The 17,454-nt window shown below is 70.6% G+C and carries 15 protein-coding genes; 8 read left to right on the top strand and 7 right to left on the bottom strand.

Annotation, left to right across the window (positions count from 1 at the left end):
• Positions 1-16: 16 nt before the first annotated feature.
• The 4 genes from DEJ16_RS09890 to DEJ16_RS09875 all read right to left on the bottom strand — a co-directional run bounded on the left by DEJ16_RS09890 (position 17) and on the right by DEJ16_RS09875 (position 5,302).
• A complete protein-coding gene (locus DEJ16_RS09890) occupies positions 17-1,846 on the bottom strand; it encodes a beta-galactosidase family protein (protein ID WP_110824787.1) in 1,830 nt (609 codons plus the stop codon).
• Positions 1,847-1,924: 78 nt separating this feature from the next.
• The gene (locus DEJ16_RS09885; protein WP_110824788.1) at positions 1,925-3,259 is read right to left on the bottom strand and encodes a sugar ABC transporter substrate-binding protein; all 1,335 of its coding nucleotides are present in this window, start codon (positions 3,257-3,259) and stop codon (positions 1,925-1,927) included.
• 133 nt (positions 3,260-3,392) lie between these two features.
• Positions 3,393-4,355 carry a carbohydrate ABC transporter permease gene (locus DEJ16_RS09880; RefSeq protein WP_110824789.1) on the bottom strand — a complete coding sequence of 321 codons (963 nt, stop codon included), beginning with the start codon at positions 4,353-4,355 and terminating at the stop codon, positions 3,393-3,395.
• A complete protein-coding gene (locus DEJ16_RS09875; protein WP_110824790.1) occupies positions 4,352-5,302 on the bottom strand; it encodes a carbohydrate ABC transporter permease in 951 nt (316 codons plus the stop codon). The genes DEJ16_RS09880 and DEJ16_RS09875 overlap by 4 nt, the downstream gene beginning before the upstream one ends.
• A 211-nt stretch (positions 5,303-5,513) precedes the next feature.
• On the opposite strand from DEJ16_RS09875, the gene DEJ16_RS09870 reads away from it, so the two are divergent.
• Positions 5,514-6,551 carry a LacI family DNA-binding transcriptional regulator gene (locus DEJ16_RS09870; RefSeq protein WP_375232132.1) on the top strand — a complete coding sequence of 346 codons (1,038 nt, stop codon included), beginning with the start codon at positions 5,514-5,516 and terminating at the stop codon, positions 6,549-6,551.
• Between the two features lie 388 nt (positions 6,552-6,939).
• Here the strand turns inward: DEJ16_RS09870 and DEJ16_RS09865 are convergent, their stop codons facing one another.
• A complete protein-coding gene (locus DEJ16_RS09865) occupies positions 6,940-8,442 on the bottom strand; it encodes an alpha-N-arabinofuranosidase (protein ID WP_110824792.1) in 1,503 nt (500 codons plus the stop codon).
• Between the two features lie 234 nt (positions 8,443-8,676).
• Between DEJ16_RS09865 and DEJ16_RS09860 the strand changes: the two genes are divergently transcribed.
• Genes DEJ16_RS09860 through DEJ16_RS09850 form a run of 3 tightly spaced genes read left to right on the top strand, consistent with a single transcriptional unit; the run spans position 8,677 to position 11,965 of the window.
• Positions 8,677-10,038, top strand: coding sequence for an extracellular solute-binding protein (locus DEJ16_RS09860; RefSeq protein WP_110824793.1), 1,362 nt, complete (start codon positions 8,677-8,679; stop codon positions 10,036-10,038).
• A 45-nt stretch (positions 10,039-10,083) separates the two neighbouring features.
• A complete protein-coding gene (locus DEJ16_RS09855) occupies positions 10,084-11,049 on the top strand; it encodes a carbohydrate ABC transporter permease (RefSeq protein ID WP_110824794.1) in 966 nt (321 codons plus the stop codon).
• Between the two features lies 1 nt (position 11,050).
• Positions 11,051-11,965, top strand: coding sequence for a carbohydrate ABC transporter permease (locus DEJ16_RS09850; protein WP_110824795.1), 915 nt, complete (start codon positions 11,051-11,053; stop codon positions 11,963-11,965).
• 88 nt (positions 11,966-12,053) lie between these two features.
• Here the strand turns inward: DEJ16_RS09850 and DEJ16_RS09845 are convergent, their stop codons facing one another.
• Together DEJ16_RS09845 and DEJ16_RS09840 are read right to left on the bottom strand one after the other, a co-directional pair.
• Positions 12,054-12,440, bottom strand: a complete 387-nt coding sequence (locus tag DEJ16_RS09845; RefSeq protein WP_110824796.1) for a VOC family protein — start codon at positions 12,438-12,440, stop codon at positions 12,054-12,056.
• A 22-nt stretch (positions 12,441-12,462) separates the two neighbouring features.
• On the bottom strand, positions 12,463-13,287 hold the full coding sequence (locus DEJ16_RS09840) for a siderophore-interacting protein (protein WP_110824797.1): 825 nt from the start codon (positions 13,285-13,287) through the stop codon (positions 12,463-12,465).
• A 28-nt stretch (positions 13,288-13,315) separates the two neighbouring features.
• Between DEJ16_RS09840 and DEJ16_RS09835 the strand changes: the two genes are divergently transcribed.
• From DEJ16_RS09835 to DEJ16_RS09820, 4 genes are read left to right on the top strand one after another with little or no spacing between them, the layout of a single operon-like run.
• The gene (locus tag DEJ16_RS09835; RefSeq protein WP_258365907.1) at positions 13,316-14,395 is read left to right on the top strand and encodes an iron ABC transporter permease; all 1,080 of its coding nucleotides are present in this window, start codon (positions 13,316-13,318) and stop codon (positions 14,393-14,395) included.
• A complete protein-coding gene (locus DEJ16_RS09830) occupies positions 14,392-15,486 on the top strand; it encodes an iron chelate uptake ABC transporter family permease subunit (RefSeq protein ID WP_110824799.1) in 1,095 nt (364 codons plus the stop codon). The genes DEJ16_RS09835 and DEJ16_RS09830 overlap by 4 nt, the downstream gene beginning before the upstream one ends.
• Positions 15,483-16,334, top strand: coding sequence for an ABC transporter ATP-binding protein (locus DEJ16_RS09825; protein ID WP_110824800.1), 852 nt, complete (start codon positions 15,483-15,485; stop codon positions 16,332-16,334). The genes DEJ16_RS09830 and DEJ16_RS09825 overlap by 4 nt, the downstream gene beginning before the upstream one ends.
• Positions 16,335-16,390: 56 nt before the next feature.
• On the top strand, positions 16,391-17,407 hold the full coding sequence (locus DEJ16_RS09820) for an ABC transporter substrate-binding protein (protein ID WP_110824801.1): 1,017 nt from the start codon (positions 16,391-16,393) through the stop codon (positions 17,405-17,407).
• Positions 17,408-17,454 lie beyond the last annotated feature (47 nt).

Here is a 17,454-nt window from a genome sequence, read left to right as displayed (position 1 = left end):
TCACGGATCCGCTCCGTCAGGTTTCGGTGTGCCCGAGCTCCGGCTCGACGCACATGCAGACCGTGCGCGATGCCGCGGCGTGCACCTCGAGGACGACGACCTCGTTCCGCCCGGCCCGGAGCACCGGACCGGGGACGGCGAGGGTGCCCTGGGGTCCGCGCGACCAGTAGCGGCCGAGGCAGAACCCGTTCACCCACGCCACCCCCTTCCGGAAGCCGTCCAGGGCCAGGTAACGGTCGAGCGTGGCCCCGCGCTCGGGGAGGTCGAACGTGCCGGAGGCGAACGCCGGCCCGGCGACGGTCTCCCCCGCGGACGCCGGTGCTCCGCGGAGCACCGCGACGGCTGCGTCCGGCAGCGGGTCGAGGGCGAGCGGCGACACCGTCCAGTGCGTGAGGACGTCGTCGTCGACGCGCACAGCGCCGACGAGGCCCTTCGGCTCGCCGATGCGGGGACCGTAGTCGACCCTCCCCTGGTCCTCCACGAGCAGTTCCAGGAGGCCCGTGGCCGGCGGCAGGGCGATGGCACGGTCGTGGTGCTCACGCTCGAGGACGCCGACCGGACGTCCGGCGAGGCTGACGAGCACACGGTCGCGGACCTCCTCCGCGACCGTGAGGACGCCGCCCTCGGGCAGGTCGACCTCGTTCCGGTACAGGACGAACCCGGAGGCGGCGCCGAGCTCGTCGAAGGTCGGCGGCGTCTCGTGCGTGGTCCAGGACGTGATCGTCGGCAGGAGGCCTGCGAGCGGTACGACGCGGTCGAGGCGGACGGCAACGTCTCCGGCGGGGGCGGGTCGGGCCTCCCGTCCGTCGTCGTGCGTCGCGAGCCGACCGGACCCGCCGGGCTGCATCGTCGGCGGCAGCTCCGGCACGGGCGCGTAGCGCGCGATGACCTGACGGAAGGCGTGGAACTTGTCGGTCGGACGGCCGGCCTCGTCGAGCGGGGCGTCGTAGTCGTAGGACGTGGCGATGGGCCGGTACACGCCCTTGTCGTTCGCGCCGTTGGTGAAGCCGAAGTTGGTCCCGCCGTGGAACATGTAGATGTTCACGGAGCCACCCGCGGCGAGCAGGACGTCGAGGTCCTCGGCGCTGGCTGCCGCCGGCGTGGTGTGGTGGTGCTCACCCCAGCTGTCGAACCACCCGTCCCAGAACTCGGAACACATCAGCGGACCGGTGGGCTGCGCCTGACGGAGGCGGGCGAGCCGCTCGGCGGACCGGGAGCCGAACGACCCGGTCTTGTGGAGGGACGGGAGCGACCCGTCCTCGAGCATGGCGTCCATCGGCTGGTCGACGCTCGTGAACGGCACGGTGAGCCCGATGTCCCGGTGCATGCGCTCGAGCTTCTGCAGGTACACGGGATCGGATCCGTACGCGCCGTACTCGTTCTCGACCTGCACGAGCACGATCGGTCCGCCGGCGTCGATCTGTCGTGGCACGAGGATCGGCGCGAGGGCGTCGAGGTACCGCCCGACGGCGGCCAGGAACTGCGGCTCGTCGCGGCGGATCCCGACGGTGCCGTCGGTGAACAGCCAGAACGGCAGCCCACCGTTCGTCCACTCGGCGCAGATGTACGGTCCGGGGCGGACGACGGCGTGCATGCCCTCGGCCGCGACGAGGTCGAGGAAGCGGCCGAGGTCGAGACCGCCGGTGAAGTCGAAGGTGCCCCGCGTCGCCTCGTGCGCGTTCCACGCGACGTAGGTCTCGACGGTGTTGAGGCCCATGAGCTTGGCCTTGCGGATCCGGTCCGCCCACAGGTCGGGGTGGACGCGGAAGTAGTGGATCGCGCCGGAGAGCACGCGGTGCGGCTGCCCGTCGAGCAGGAAGTCGGTGTCGCCGATGGCGAAGCGCATCTCGCGCCTTTCTGGGTGGGGGCGGCAGGGGGACGCGGCCGTGCGGGATGCCCGCACGGCCGCGTCGGTGGGGTGCTGCTACTTGGTGGAGACCGTGAAGCCCTGGTCCTTGCCGTACTTCACGAGCGCGTCCTGCCAGGCCTCGAGACCCGACTCGAGCGACGTGCCCTTCTCGTACGACTGCCCGACGGTGTCGGCGTAGACGCTGTTCGCGTACACCTGGTACGGCAGGTAGGCGAAGTCGTTGTCCGAGGACTTCGACGCGTCGACGAGCACCTTGTTGATCTGCTGGCCACCGAAGTACTCCGGCTTCTCCTCCAGGAACGCCGACGACTCGAGGTCTGTGGTGGTCGACGGGAACCCGCCGGACTCCATGAAGATCCCCGTGGACTCCTTCGAGGAGTTCAGCCACTTGAGGAAGCCGGCAGCGAGAGCCGGGTTCTCGGACTGCTCCATGACGACCTGAGCGCTGCCGCCGTTGTTCGCGGTCTGCGCGGGGCCACCGTCGTAGGTCGGCATCGGTGCCACGCGCCAGTCACCCTTCGCGTCGGCGACGCTGGCCTCGAGGTTGCCGGGCATCCAGGCGCCGGTGATCATCGTGGCGATCTGGCCGTTGCCGAGCTGCTTGTACCAGTCGTCGGTCCAGCCGACGGTCTTCGCGACGAGACCCTGCTCGACGAGCTGGTCCCAGGTCTCGGTCCACTTCTTCGTGCCCTCGTCCTGCAGGTTGATCGTCACCTTCTCACCGTCGGTGGTGAACGGTGTGCCGCCGGCCTGGGCGATCATGCTCGTGGTGAAGCCCGCGTCGCCGGAGTCCGCGGCCAGGTACTTCTCGGGGTCGGCCTCGTGCAGCTTCTTCGCCGCCGCGACGTACTCGTCCCACGTCTTCGGCACCTCGATGCCGTACTCGTCGAACACCTTCTTGTTGTAGAACATGGCCATGGGGCCGGAGTCCTGGGGCAGGCCGTAGACCTTGCCGTCCATCGACACCGAGTTCCAGGTGCTCGCGGCGAACTTGTCCTCCAGGTCGCCGAACCCGTACGAGCTCAGGTCGAGGAGCGACTCGGACAGGGCGAACTGCGGCAATGCGTAGTACTCGACCTGGGCGACGTCGGGGGCGCCCGAGCCGGCCTTCACGGTGTTCTGCAGCTTCGTGTACTGGTCGGCACCGGTACCGGCGTTGACGAGCTTGACCTTCACCTTCGGGTAGGCCTTCTCGAACGCGGCGACCTGGTCCTTCGCGGACGGCGTCCACGACCAGTAGGTCAGCGTGCCGCCCTCGTCGAGTGCCGTCGCGATGTCGTCGGACGAGCCGCCGGAGCCGGAGCCGCCGGACGAGCAGGCCGCGAGGGCCATGGCGGCGGTGACGCCGATGGCGAGGGCGCTGAGCCCGCGCCGGAGACGCTTCTGCATGGTGGTGCCTTTCACTTCGTTGTGGAGAACTGCTGCGGAATGCGGGGGTGGTGCGGGGTGCGGCGCGGTCCGTGGCGGACTCGTGCCGGGCCTCCCGGCCGGCCCGGTGTGCGGACCGGGGACGGGTGGCGGGTCAGGCCTTGACGGACCCGGCCGCGAGACCGGACTGCCAGAAGCGCTGGAGGAAGAGGAACGCGACCACGATCGGGATGATCGTGAGGAGCGAACCGGTGACGACGAGGTTGTAGATCGGCTCCGCGCCGGACCCGGTGGCCTGCGCGTTCCACTGGTTCAGGCCGACGGTCAGCGGGTACCACTTCGGGTCGCTCAGCATGATGAGCGGCAGGAAGTAGTTGTTCCACGTCGCGACGACCGCGAAGAGCAGGACCGTCACGACACCGGGAGCGAGGAGCTTCAGCGCGATCGTGAAGAAGATCCGGAACTCCCCCGCTCCGTCCATGCGGGCGGCCTCGATGAGTTCGGTGGGGATCGCCTCGACCGCGTAGGTCCAGATCAGGTACATGCCGAACGGGCTGATGAGCGACGGCAGGATGATCGCCCAGGGGGTGTTCGTCAGGCCGACCTGCGAGAAGAGCAGGAACGTCGGGACGGCGAGTGCGGTGCCCGGGACGGCGATCGCGCCGAGGACGATCGCGAAAACGGCGCGACGACCCGGGAACTGGAACTTCGCCATGCCGTACCCGGCGACGGTCGCGAGCAGCGTCGCTCCACCGGCCCCGACGACCACGTAGAGCAGCGTGTTGCCGAGCCACTGCACGAAGATGCCGTCGTTGTAGGTGAGGGTGTCGACGATGTTCTGCCAGAGGTGGAACTCCCCGCCGAACCACAGGCCGAACGTCGACAGCAGCGACGCCTGCGTCTTCGTGCTGTTGACGAGCAGGTAGAACAGCGGCGCGAACGAGTACACGACGAAGACGACCATGACCGCGGTGAGCAGGCCGGAGCGCTTCACCTTGCGTCCGTCGACGGGCTGCGCCGCCTTCCGGGAGGCTCGGGTGCGTCGCTCACGCGGGTCGCGCTGCGTCGTGGTCGCCTCGGTGACGGTGAGGGGTGCGGGACCCTGCAGGGTGCTCATCGGTTCTCCTGTCGGGTGCCGCGGACCTGCACGACGTAGGCGATGACGGCGGTGATGACGCCCATGACGATCGCGACGGTGGCGGAGTAGTTGAACTGCTGCCCGCTGAAGGACAGCGAGTAGGCGTACATGTTCGGGGTGAAGGCGCTGCCGATGACGTTCGGGGCGAGCGTCTTGAGCAGGTTCGGCTCGTTGAAGAGCTGGAAGCTGCCGATGATCGAGAAGATCGTGGCGATGACCATCGGGCCGCGCAGGGCCGGGAGCTTGATCGAGAAGACCGTGCGCATCGGGCCCGCGCCGTCGAGTTCGGCGGCCTCGTACAGCTCGCCGGGGACGGTGCGGAGGGCCGCGTAGAAGATCAGCATGTTGTAGCCGAGGAACTCCCACGTGACGACGTTGCCGATCGACGTGAGGACCCAGGTCGGGCTGAACGGCTGGAGCAGGTCGATGCCGATCGCGTCGTTCGCCGCACCGGTGAGGCCGAACTGGTTGCCGTAGATGAAGCCCCAGATGAGCGCCGCGACGACGCCCGGGACCGCGTAGGGCAGGAACACCGCGATGCGGAAGAACCCGGTGCCCCAGAGCCGCGCACTGTCGAGCGCGAGGGCGGCGACGAGGGCGAGGCCGAGCATGATCGGCACCTGCACGACGAGGAAGGCCGCGACCCGGCCGAAGCCGGACCAGAACTTGGCGTCCTGGAAGAGCTGGACGTAGTTGGCGAACCACACGAACTGGTTGCCGCCGATGAGCTGGTCGCGGAACAGGCTGAGCCAGAGCGCGTACCCGATCGGGACGATGAGCATGAGGACGAGGACGGCGACGAACGGGCCGACGAAGAGCCAGCCGGTCATGCGGCCCCGGGCCTTCCCACGGCGTCGCGGGGCGGGAGCAGTGCCCTCGCCCCGTCGCGGCGCGGCCTCGGGGCTCCGCGCGGTGAGCGTGCTCATGTGACTCCTTCGTCGTGTCCTGCGAGCCGTTGATGTGCCGGTCGGTCGTCCGGTGGAGAGCACGACTCCGTGCTGGCCGGACCGACCGATGTTGACGTCAACATCGAACGGGGCGACGATAGCATGGCAACGTCAACATGCACTAGCGTTCGCAGCACCGGTCGCGCACGGACGCCGACCTCGGCCGTCCGCACGAAGGGGGCGCGTGACCATCTCGACCACCACCGACCCGGCGGCCTCCCCCCGTCGGGCGCCGTCGCTCTCCGCCGTGGCCGAGGCCGCCGGGGTCTCCATGCAGACCGTGTCCCGCGTGGCCCGCGGCTTCGACAACGTCAGCCCCGAGACCCGGACACGCGTCCAGCAGGCGATGGCCGAGCTCGGGTACCGCCCGAACCGCGCCGCCCGGGCCCTGCGCTCCGGGCGCTTCCGGACCATCGGCGTGATCATGTTCACGCTGGCGTCGTTCGGCAACATGCGCACGCTCGAGGCCATCGCCGACGCCGCGGGCGCCGCGGACTTCACGATCACGCTGTTGCCGATGGCCTCCCGGACCGAGGAGGGCGTCCGCAGCGCGTTCTCCCGCCTGCACGAACAGGCGGTCGACGGCGTCGTCATCATCATCGAGTCGCACGTCATCGACACCGCCGAGGTCGCCCTGCCCGACGGCGTGCCCATGGTGGTCGTCGACTCGACCGGCACCACCGAGCACCCGGCCATCGACACCGACCAGGCCGACGGCGCCCGGCTCGCCACGCAGCACCTGCTCGACCTCGGGCACGACACCGTCTGGCACGTCTCCGGGCCGGCGTCGTCGTACTCGGCCGCACGGCGCCAGGCAGCGTGGGCGGCGACGTTGACGGCCGCCGGGCGGACGGTCCCCCCGGTGTTCGAGGGCGACTGGAACACCTCCTCCGGCTACCGCGCGGGCGTGTCGATCGCAGTACGTCCCGAGATCACGGCGGTCTTCGCGGCGAACGACCAGACCGCGCTCGGGGTGCTCCGCGCCTGCCACGAACTCGGTCGTCCAGTGCCGTCGACGCTGAGCGTGGTGGGGTTCGACGACTCCCCCGAGTCCGACTCGTTCTGGCCGCCGCTCACCACCGTGCACCAGTCCTTCGACGAGGTCGGGCGCCGCGCGGTCGCCACCCTGCTCAGGCAGATCGAGGGTGGCGCCGCCACCGCGGCGACGGACCTCGTGCCGGTGCGGCTCGTCGAGCGCGCGAGCACCGCGGCGCCGCCCGCGCGCTGAGCGCCGGGCCGCACGTGCGGCGCCGGGGCTGCCACGTGCCTCCCGACCCGACCGGTGCGCGGAACCGACAGTCCGCCGCGGAAGGTCCGCGGACATCTGTCGGTTCGGCGACCGGATCGGCCGACAGGCCGGAGGCCGGCCCTGGCCGGGTCGGTCAGGAGGCGCGGCACCGGGCCGCCACGTGCCTCCCGGCCCGATCGGTGCGCGGAACCGACAGTCCGGCACTGAAGACCTGGGGACATCTGTCGGCTCGGCGGCCGGGTCCGGCAGGCGCATCCGTACCCGCACCCGCGCCGCGGCCGCCGGACACGAGGAACGCCGGGCCCCGCGGGGACCCGGCGTCCTCTGCTCACTCGGTGCCCGCCGCACGCAGCGTGCACCGAGGCGCTCAACCGATCGAGATCGCCGTCCAGGACACGGGCGGGAGCTCGATCGTGATCGTGTCGCCCTCGCGGCGGACGGACTCGTTCGTCTTCAGGCCGACGCGGGCGGTGTCCGTCAGGTCGTTCACGGCGTGCAGGTCGTCGTCCCAGATGCCCTCGGCGTGCACGTCGCCCTCGACCGACAGGCCGGCGAGGTCGATCGTCACCGTGGTGCTCTCGGTCTGGTGGCGGTTGACGAGGAACACCGCGGCGCGGCCGTCCTCGACGGTGGCGGCCGAGTCGACGACGGGCACGGTGCCGTGCTTGCCGCCGTCGACCGTGTCGCCCGACGCGACCACGTTCAGCGACGTGCCGTGGGCCAGGCGCGACGTCACCGAGAACGGGAAGAACGTCGTCTGACGCCAGGCCTCGCCCCCGGGCTCGGTCATGATCGGGCCGATGACGTTCACGAGCTGGGCGATCGACGCGGAGGCGACGCGGTCGGCGTGGCGGAGGAGCGAGATGAGCAGCCCGCCGAGCACGACGGCGTCGGCGACCGTGTAGACGTCCTCGAGCAGGCGCGGGGCGACCGGCCAGTCCTCGAGCGTGAAGGTCTTCGCCTTCTCCTCCCACTTCGTGATCGACCAGACGTTCCACTCGTCGAACGAGATGTCGATGCGCTTGTCGGACTTCTTGTGCGCCTGCACGTGGTCCGCCGCGGTCGTGACCGTCTTGATGAAGTGGTCCATGTTGGCGCCGGACGCCAGGAACGAGGTGAGGTCGTCGTCCTCCTCGTAGTACGCGTGCGCCGAGATGTAGTCGACGTCCTCGTACGCGTGCTCGAGGACGGTGCGCTCCCACTCGCCGAACGTGGGCATCGACGCGCCCGACGACCCGCACGCCACCAGTTCCAGACCGGGCTGGATCTGCCGCATGGCCTTGGCGGTCATCGCCGCGAGCTTGCCGTAGTCCTCGGCGTTCTTGTGGCCGAGCTGCCACGGTCCGTCCATCTCGTTGCCGAGGCACCACATCGTGATGCCGAACGGCTCGTCCTTGCCGTTCGCCCGGCGCTGCTCGGACAGGGCCGTCCCGCCGGGGATGTTCGCGTACTCGAGGAGTTCGATCGCCTCGGCGGTGCCGCGGGTGCCGAGGTTCACGGCGAGCATCAGCTCGGAGCCGACCGAGTCGAGCCACTGCTGGAACTCGTGCAGGCCGACCTCGTTCGTCTCGGTCGAGTGCCAGGCCAGGTCGAGCCGGCGGGGACGCTGGTCGACGGGGCCGACGCCGTCCTCCCACTTGTAGCCAGAGACGAAGTTGCCGCCGGGGTAGCGGATGGTCGTGACGCCGAGCTCCTTGACCAGCTCGATGACGTCCTTCCGGAAGCCGTGCTCGTCGGCCGACTCGTGCGCGGGCTCGTGGATGCCGTCGTAGACGTGCCGCCCGAGGTGCTCGACGAACCCGCCGAACAGTCGGCGCCGCACCGGGCCCACCGTGAACGCGGAGTCGAGGACGAGGTGTGTGCGGGGCATGGATGATCTCCTTCGATCAGGCTGTGCGTCGAGCAGTTGTGTTCCGCGGCGTCACGGAAGTGAGCGCTCACCTGAGGGAAACGCTATCGGGTGTCGACACGGGACGGAAGGGCTGGCGCGCCCGACGGCGCGGCGCTAACGTGAGCGCTCACGGGGCACCGACGCCCCGAGAACGGGACAGCACTCCTCCCCTGGATGACGTCCCGCTTCGGCCCGTCCCGATGGAGTGATGCCATGCCGAACCGTCCCGTCCCGCCACCCCGCGGGTCCGCGTTCACCCGCAGGAGCCTGCTCGCCGCCGGAGCCGCGGCGGCCACCGTGCTGCCGCTGGCCGCCTGCGCGAGCCCCCTCTCCGCCGGGCTCGCCGGAACCCCGCTCGCCCCCGAGACGCTCGTCTTCTGGAACCTGTTCGGTGGCGGTGACGGCGTCCGCATGAAGACCATGGAGGACGGGTACGCGAAGCAGCACGGCGGCTCCTCCGCCCTGCAGGCGACGACGTTCGCGTGGGGCAACCCGTACTACTCGAAGGTGACACTGGCGACCGTCGGGAACAAGCCGCCGGACGTCGCGATCGCGCACCTGACCCGCGCGAAGCCGCTCTGGGACGGCGACCTGCTCGACCCGATCACGGCCGACGACCTGGCGAGCGTGGGCCTCAAGGCGAGCGACTTCAACCAGAAGGCCTGGACGGCGCAGAAGACCGACGGCAACAACATCGCGATCCCGCTCGACACGCACCCGTTCGTGCTGTTCTACAACGTCGACGTCTGCCGCAAGGCCGGTCTGCTCGACAGCGACGACCAGCTCACGAACCTGGACGGGATGGAGAACTTCGAGCGTGCCCTCGCCGCGGTGTCGAAGGTCACCGGCGGCAACGCGCTGAACGTCGCGAACGTCGTGCCCGAGACCGCGACCCCGTGGCGCTTCTTCTGGACGATGTACAACCAGATCGAGGGCGCGACGCCGTTCATCAGCGACGGCGGCGCGAAGCTCACCGTCAACGAGGACGCCTACAACGAGGTCACGAGCCGCACCCAGAAGTGGGTGAAGGAAGGGTGGCTCAACAAGGCCCTCGACTACGCCACCGCGCAGTCGCTCATGTTCGACGGCAAGGCCGGCTTCTTCATGCAGGGCGAGTGGGAGATCAGCACCGCCCAGTCGATCAAGGGGCTCGAGTTCGGCATGGCGCCGATCCCGCAGCTGTACGACAAGCCCGCCACGCAGGCCGACGCGCACACCTTCATCCTGCCGAAGAAGGACCGCACGCCCGAGCAGCGCAAGCAGCACATGCTCTTCATCAAGCAGATGCTCGAGCAGAGCCTGACCTGGGCCGAGGGCGGCCACGTCCCCGCGTACATGCCGACCTTCGACAGCACCGCGTACAAGGAGCTCACCCCGCAGTCGAACTACGCCGCCGCGGCCGAGACGGCGGTCTTCGACGACGCCGCCTGGTACGGCGGGTCCGGGTCGACCTTCGAGGGCACCGTCGGCGCCCAGCTCGCGCTCGTGCAGCAGGGCAGCTCGAGCCCGGCCCAGGCACTCCGCGCCATCAAGAGCCAGCTGGCGACCTACCTCAACACCCCGAGCCCCCTGTGACCAGGCGCGCGAACACCGTGAACACCCCGCGAAAGGCACGATGACGTGACCACAGCACCAGTCCTCGACCGCCCCACGGATGCGGCCACTGCACCACGGCGGCTCCGCTCCTACCGGACCAGCATCACCAGCGGCCAGGGCCGCAGCGGGTGGCTGTTCCTCGCCCCCTTCGGCCTGTTCTACGTGGCCTTCCTGCTCGGCCCGACGATCTGGATGATCGTCACGAGCTTCTTCAACACCTCGACCGTGCGCACCGGGCTCGGCAGCTTCGCGGGGTTCGCGAACTACGCCGAGATGCTCGGGCGGAGCGACTTCTGGTCGTCGCTCTGGCACACGCTGCAGTTCACCCTGTACACGACGCCGCCGCTGGTGATCCTGGCGTTCGTCTTCGCCGTGCTGACGAACCGGATGAACAAGGGGCAGTGGTTCTTCCGCCTGGCGTTCTTCCTGCCGTTCATCCTGCCCTCGGCGACGATCTCCCTCATCTGGGTGTTCATCTTCACGCCGAGCACCGGCCTGTGGGCGAGCCTGCAGACCGCGCTCGGCATGACCCCGGGCTCGGGCATGCTCTCCAGCCCGAACACGGCGATGATCGGCGTCGCGATCGCGACCGTCTGGTGGACGCTGGGCTTCAACTTCGTGCTGTACCTGGCCGGCCTGCAGGAGATCCCGCGTGAGCTGTACGAAGCGGCCGCGGTCGACGGTGCCTCGAACTGGCAGCAGATCAAGTCGATCACGCTGCCGCTGCTCGGCCGCACCACGACGCTCGTCATCCTGCTGCAGATCATCGCGTCCCTGAAGATCTTCGACCAGGTCTACCTGATGACGAACGGCGGCCCGGGCATCTCGACCCAGGTCTCGCTGCAGCTCATCACCGGCGTCGGCTTCACCGACAACCGACTCGGCGCGGCGTCCGCGGCGTCCGTCCTCCTGTTCATCGTGATCGTCGCGATCGCGGTCATCCGGCAGCTCGTCGAGCGCGCTGCCGCCAAGCGTGAGATCGGGGCCTGAGATGACCACCACCGAGAGCATCACCACCGGCCGTGCCAAGCTCCGTACCGGTGTCTCCTCGGCCGCCCCGACGAGCGCCGCCAAGATCGGTGTCTCCGGCAGGGGCTTCACCATCGCCTCCGGCGTCGTCCTGACGGTCTTCGCGATCATCTGGCTCATCCCGAGCCTGTTCGCGCTGAAGACGTCCCTCTCCGACAACGGGGTGGCCGCGCTCGGCGCCGGCAAGATCCTGTCGGACTGGAACCCGACGGTGCACTCGTACTCGTCCCTGTTCCAGTCGGGCGACATCTGGAACTGGTACCTCGCAAGCGGCATCACGAGCGTCATCACCGCGGTGCTCACGGTGCTGTTCGCCTCGATGGCGGCCTTCGCGCTGTCCCGGCTCGTGTTCCGCGGCCGCAACGTGGCGTTCCTGCTCATCATCCTGGGCATCATGATCCCGACGCAGGTCCTGATCATCCCGATCTTCCAGGAGCTCAACGCGGTCGGCCTGCTGAACACCTACTGGTCGGTGATCTTCCCGCAGGTCCCGGCGGTGATCGCGGTGTTCATCTTCAAGCAGTTCTTCGACGGCATCCCGAAGGAGCTCGAGGAGGCGGCACGCATCGACGGTGCCGGCATCTGGAAGGTCTACTGGTCGGTCATCCTGCCGCTGTCGCGTCCGGTGATAGCCGCGGTGACGATCCTGACCTTCGTCGGGGTGTGGAACAACCTGCTGCTGCCCCTGTTCGTGCTGTCGAACCCGGACCTCATGACGATCCCGGTCGGGCTCGCCACGGTCCAGGGCAGCTTCGGCCAGCGGTACGCCGACATCCAGGCGGGCGCGCTCCTCGCGGCGCTGCCGCTCATCATCCTCTACCTGGTCTTCCAGCGGCAGATCGTGGAGGGCGTCACGGGCTCCGGCCTGAAGGGCTGAGCCGGCCCGGACCGTGGTCCGGACCGCACGACGGACGGGAGGCTCCCCACCAGTCGGTGGGGAGCCTCCCGTCCGTCGTGGGGTGGTCTCAGGCGGAGGCGAGCGGAGCGAGCCGCGTGCGCAACAGGCAGAACTCGTTGCCCTCGGGGTCCTGCAGCACGTGCCACGACTCGTCGCCGGTCTGCCCGACGTCCGCCGGACGGGCACCGAGTGCGAGGAGCCGCTCGAGTTCCGCGTCCTGGTCGCGGTCGACCGGGTTGACGTCGAGGTGCAGGCGCAGCGGCTGGGTCTTCGCGTGCGGCACGCGGGAGAGGATGATCGTGGGCGCAGCACCGCCGAAGCCGGACGCCGGGCCGATCTCGATGCCGTCCTCGTCCGCGCCGAGTTCGACGTAGCCGAGGACGGCGCACCAGAAGCACGACAGCGCCTCGGGGTCGTCGCAGTTGAGGACCAGTTCGCTCAGGCGGCAGCTCATGGCGCGAGGATACGCGCGCCGCTCAGGCCGGGACGGGCATCCGTGCGTCGTGCTTCCAGAAGCCGGAGAACGTGATCCGCGACTTGGGCAGCCCGGCGCGGTGCAGGTGGCGGCGGCCCTCGGTGGCGAGTCGGGACTCCCCCACGACGAAGGCGTACCCGCGGTCGTCGCAGGGCACGTGCCGCTGCAGTTCGGCGAGCGCCGCACGACCGGGCACCGCGGTGGCGTCGCCGCGCACGAGCCACGTCACGGTGACCCCGGCGGGGGCGTCGAGGTCGCGGACGTCGTCCGCGGCCGGGACCTCCTGGATGATGCGGCCGACGGCGTCGCGCGGGAGCGAGCGGGCGATGCCGACGACGGCGGGCAGGCCGGTCTCCTCGGCGGCGATGACGACCTCGCTGGCGTCGTCGGGGCAGTCGAAGATGCAGCCCTGGTCGAGCAGGGCGAGTTCGTCACCGGGTCGGGCGCTGCAGGCCCAGATCGCCGCGCGGCCCTCGAGTCCGCCGTCCTGGTCGGTGTGCACGACGAAGTCGATGTCCATCTCGCCGAGCTCCGGCCGGTGTCCGGCGACGGTGTAGTTGGCGCAGTGCGGTCGCGACTCCTCGGGGATGCGGAGGTACTGCGGCCACCACGTGGCGCCGTCGAGCTCGGGCATCCGGAAGGCGTCCTGCTCGGGGCGCTGCAGGAACAGGCGGAACCAGTGGTCGAAGCCGAGGAACGGGAAGTCGCGGATCTCGTCGCTCGCGATGGTGACGCGGTGGACCGACGGGGTGTGCCGTTCGGTACGGACGACCCGCGCCCGGAACAGCCGCGGGTTCTCGGGCATCAGCCTCGGGATCTTCGCCATGAGGGAAGGCTAACCTAATATGGCTCCCGTGCCACCCCCTCCCCTCGCCGTCCGAACCGCGCCCGCTGCCCCTCCCGGAGCGGTCATCGGTGCCACCGGCGTCCACCGGCGGACGGCTCGTCGTCGGGTCGGCGTCCTGCTCGGGCTGGCGGTGCTGGTGCTGGGCGCAGCGGTCGCGAGCATGCTCCTCGGCAGCAACCACATCGGCGTGGACCGGGTGCTCGCCGGCCTCACCCGCAGCGGCTCGGGCACCGACGAGGCCGTCGTCTGGGGCTCCCGCATCCCCCGCACGCTCATCGGCGCGAGCGTCGGCGCCGCGCTCGGGATCGCCGGGCTCCTCATGCAGGGGCACACGCGGAACCCGCTCGCCGACCCCGGGCTGTTCGGCGTCTCCGCCGGCGCCGGCCTCGCCGTCGTGCTCGGCGTGTACGTCTTCGGTGTCACGAGCACCGGCGCCTCGGTCTGGTTCGCCCTGGTCGGCGCACTGGTCGCCAGCGTCGTCGTCTTCTCCGTCACGGTCGCCGGCAGCGGGACCGCGAGCCCCGTCCCCCTCGCCCTGGCCGGCGCCGCGGTGTCCGCGCTGCTCGGCGCCCTGACCTCGTTCATCGTCCTCACCGACCAGGAGTCCCTCGACGCGTACCGGCTCTGGGTGGTCGGGTCACTGTCCGGCCGACAGCTCGACGTCCTGCAGGCCGCGTGGCCGTTCATGGCCGTCGGACTCGTGCTCGCGATCTGGAACACCCGCGCCCTCGACGCGCTCGGCCTCGGCTCGGAGCTCGCGAAGGGACTCGGGGAGGACCTGCTCACCGCCCGGCTCGTCGGCCTCGGCGGCATCACGCTCCTCGCGGCAGGTGCGACCGCAGCCGCCGGTCCGGTCGCGTTCGTGGGGCTGACCGTCCCGCACGTCGCCCGGGCCGTCGTCGGCACCGGCCACCGCTGGACCCTGCCCGCCTCGGCGCTGCTCGGCGCCGCGCTCGTCCTGCTCGCCGACGTCGTGGGCCGACTCGTGGGCGGGTTCGCCGAGGTCGAGGTCGGGATCGTGCTCGCCGTCATCGGCGGACCGGTGTTCGTCGCCGTCGCACGCCGTCGGTCGCTGGTGTCCCTGTGAGCGCGGCGACCACGACCGCGCCCGCCGCGACACCGGCCGGGGCGCGGAAGGGCCTCCGCATCGGGCCGATCGGGCTCGCCTGGCGTCCGCGGGTCCTCACCACCTCGGTCGTCGCCGTGGTCGCCGCCCTGCTGCTCGTCGTGCTCGGCGTCGCGATCGGCTCGACCTTCATCGCACCGGGCACGGTCGTGCGGGCGCTGCTCGGACTCGAGTCCGGGCCGGAGTCGTTCATCGTGACGACCCTGCGCCTCCCCCGCGTCCTGACCGGGGCCCTGGTCGGCGTGACCCTGGCGGTCGCCGGAGCCCTGACGCAGACCTTCACGCGCAACCCGCTCGGGACGCCGGACATCATCGGCGTGACCTCGGGCGCGAGCGTCGGCGCCGTGGCCGCGGTCGTCTTCGGCGGGGGCAGCTACTCGGTGAGCGCCCTGGTCCTCGGCGGCGGCATCCCCGTCGCCGCCACGATCGGGGCGCTCGTCGCCGCCACGATCGTCTACGGCCTGGGCTGGCGTGGCGGGGTGCAGAGCCACCGCCTGATCCTCGTCGGCATCGGGGTGAGCGCGACGCTCGACGCGGTCACGAGCTACCTGCTCGTCCGCGCGAAGATCACCCAGGCGACAGCGGCGTCGCAGTGGCTCGTCGGCAGTCTCTCGAGCACGTCGTGGACGACCGTGTGGCCGCTCCTCGTCATCGCCGCGGTCGGCGTCCCGATCGCGCTCGCCACGTCGGCGGCGCTCGGGATCGGGCAGCTCGGGGACGAGGTCGCCACCGGCGTCGGCCTCGGCGTGCAGCGGCACCGGCTGCTCGTCATCGGCCTGGCGGTCGTCCTCACGGCCGCGGCGGTCGCTGCCGCGGGCCCGGTCGGGTTCGTCGCGTTCGTCGTGCCGCAGATCGCCGTGCGACTGGCCGGGACGAACCGGCCGCCGCTGCTGCTGTCGGCGGCCCTCGGGGCGGTGCTCGTGCTCGGCGCGGACCTGCTCGCCCGGTCGGCGTTCCCCTGGCAGGTGCCGGTCGGCATCGTCACCACCGTGATCGGCGCCCCGTACCTGATCTGGCTCCTCATCCGTCACCGCAAGGAGATGTCCCGATGACCACGACGACCCCGCCGGCCCCCGCGGCCGTGACCACGCCGGACCGCGTGCACGCCGGACCCGTCCTGGAGGCCCGTGGCCTGTCCGTCGGGTACGACAAGCACCCGGTGCTCCGCGACCTCGACCTGGCGGTGGAGCGGGGCACGGTGACGACGTTCCTCGGCGCGAACGGCTGCGGCAAGTCGACGCTCCTCAAGGCGCTCGGCCGCGTGCTCAAGCCCCAGTCCGGCGAGGTGCTGCTCGACGGTGCGCCGATCCGGAAGGAGGCGAACCGGGCGGTCGCGCGGAAGCTCGCGATCCTCCCGCAGTCGCCCCTCGCGCCCGCCGGGACGAGCGTGCTCGACCTGGTGATGCGCGGCCGGAACCCGCACCAGTCGTGGGCCCGACCCTGGACCGCCGAGGACGCCGCCGTGGCGGAGGACGCCATCGCCGCGACCGGTCTGACCGAGGTCGCCCACCGCGACGTCGCGAGCCTGTCCGGCGGGCAGCGGCAGCGCGCCTGGATCGCGCTCGTCCTGGCGCAGCGGGCGGACACGCTCCTGCTCGACGAACCCACCACCTACCTCGACCTCGCGCACCAGCTCGACGTGTTGCGTCTGGTGCGTCGGATCAACCGGGAGCAGGGCGCCACGGTCGTGATGGTGCTGCACGACCTCACCCTGGCCGCCCGCTACTCCGACCGCCTCGTGGTGCTCCACGACGGCGGGGTTGTCGCGGACGGGTCCCCGGTGGACGTCCTCACGCCGGCACTGCTCGAGCGGGCGTTCGGGCTGCACGCGCGGGTCGTCCCGGACCCGGTGACCGGGTCGCCGATGGTCGTGCCGGAGGCGGACGGGCACGCGAACTGAGGCCGAGGGCGACCCGGACTGGTGCGGAACTCCTGGTTAGGTTAGGCTCACCTAACGTGAACACTCCCCGCCGCGGCTCCGTTCGTGCCGCCCTCCTGACCGCCGTCACCGCGACGGCCCTCATCCTCACCGGGTGCTCCGGCACCGGTGCCTCCGACGACACCGGCAACGACGCGAAGGCGTCATCCGGGGCCTGGTCGTACGAGGACGCCATGGGCACGACGGTGAAGGTCGACCACACGCCGGAGCGCGTCGTGGTCCTGAACGACATCGCGATCTCGTTCATCGAGTACGGCCTCCGCCCGGTCGGCACCTTCGGCCAGCTCCCGATGGCGAAGGACGCCCGCTTCGACGACCTCGACCAGGACGGCATCACGCAGCTCGGCACCGCCTACGGCGACATCGACCTCGAGCAGCTCGCTGCACTGAAGCCCGACCTCGTCGTGACCTCGGTCTACCCGACCGACGCGGAGGGCACGCTCGACGCCTCGCAGCCGGCCTACGGCTTCAAGGACAAGGAGCAGCAGGAGCAGGTCGAGGCGATCGCCCCCGTCGCGACGGTCAAGTGGGGCGGCAAGGGCCTCGACGTCATCGAGGACATCGCCGACCTCGCCGAGGACCTCGGCGCCGACGAGTCCGCCGTGGAGTCCGCGGAGCAGCAGTTCGACACGGCGAAGGAGACCCTCCGGACCGCGTCCGAAGAGAGCGGCCTGTCCGTCGTCTCGATGTACGCCGACGGTGACGGCGCCTACGTCACCCGCCCGTCCGACGAGCCCACGCTGCAGATGTGGAGCGACTTCGGCGTCGACCTGGTGACCCCGAAGCCGAAGGGCTTCTACTGGGGCATCTACAGCTGGGAGAACGCGGGCCAGATCTCGGCCGACGTCATCCTGCTGTCGCAGCAGGGCTACCAGGTGGCCGACCTCGAGAAGCAGCCCACGTTCGCCGACAACCCGGCCCTGCAGGCCGGTCAGGTGCACAGCTTCACCTTCCCGGCGCTCGACTACGCCTCACAGGCCGACTACATGACGAAGCTCGCCGGCTGGCTCGACGACAGCGAGCCGGTCGCCTGAGCGACCCCACGAACACGGACGGGAGGTCCCCACCAGAAGGTGAGGGC

This window comes from Curtobacterium sp. MCJR17_055 (assembly GCF_003224335.1).
Taxonomy (GTDB): Bacteria; Actinomycetota; Actinomycetes; order Actinomycetales; family Microbacteriaceae; genus Curtobacterium.
The sequence above is the reverse complement of the archived record's forward strand: the minus strand, read 5'-3'. Positions and strand labels throughout refer to the sequence as shown.

Excerpts from the sequence above, each read along its gene's own strand:
- DEJ16_RS09840 (WP_110824797.1), bottom strand. The coding sequence starts at position 13,287 with ATGGCGAAGATCCCGAGGCTGATGCCCGAGAACCCGCGGCTGTTCCGG.
- DEJ16_RS09845 (WP_110824796.1), bottom strand. The coding sequence starts at position 12,440 with ATGAGCTGCCGCCTGAGCGAACTGGTCCTCAACTGCGACGACCCCGAG.
- DEJ16_RS09850 (WP_110824795.1), top strand. The coding sequence starts at position 11,051 with ATGACCACCACCGAGAGCATCACCACCGGCCGTGCCAAGCTCCGTACC.
- DEJ16_RS09825 (WP_110824800.1), top strand. The coding sequence starts at position 15,483 with ATGACCACGACGACCCCGCCGGCCCCCGCGGCCGTGACCACGCCGGAC.
- DEJ16_RS09880 (WP_110824789.1), bottom strand. The coding sequence starts at position 4,355 with ATGAGCACCCTGCAGGGTCCCGCACCCCTCACCGTCACCGAGGCGACC.
- DEJ16_RS09875 (WP_110824790.1), bottom strand. The coding sequence starts at position 5,302 with ATGAGCACGCTCACCGCGCGGAGCCCCGAGGCCGCGCCGCGACGGGGC.
- DEJ16_RS09885 (WP_110824788.1), bottom strand. The coding sequence starts at position 3,259 with ATGCAGAAGCGTCTCCGGCGCGGGCTCAGCGCCCTCGCCATCGGCGTC.
- DEJ16_RS09860 (WP_110824793.1), top strand. The coding sequence starts at position 8,677 with ATGCCGAACCGTCCCGTCCCGCCACCCCGCGGGTCCGCGTTCACCCGC.
- DEJ16_RS09890 (WP_110824787.1), bottom strand. The coding sequence starts at position 1,846 with ATGCGCTTCGCCATCGGCGACACCGACTTCCTGCTCGACGGGCAGCCG.
- DEJ16_RS09865 (WP_110824792.1), bottom strand. The coding sequence starts at position 8,442 with ATGCCCCGCACACACCTCGTCCTCGACTCCGCGTTCACGGTGGGCCCG.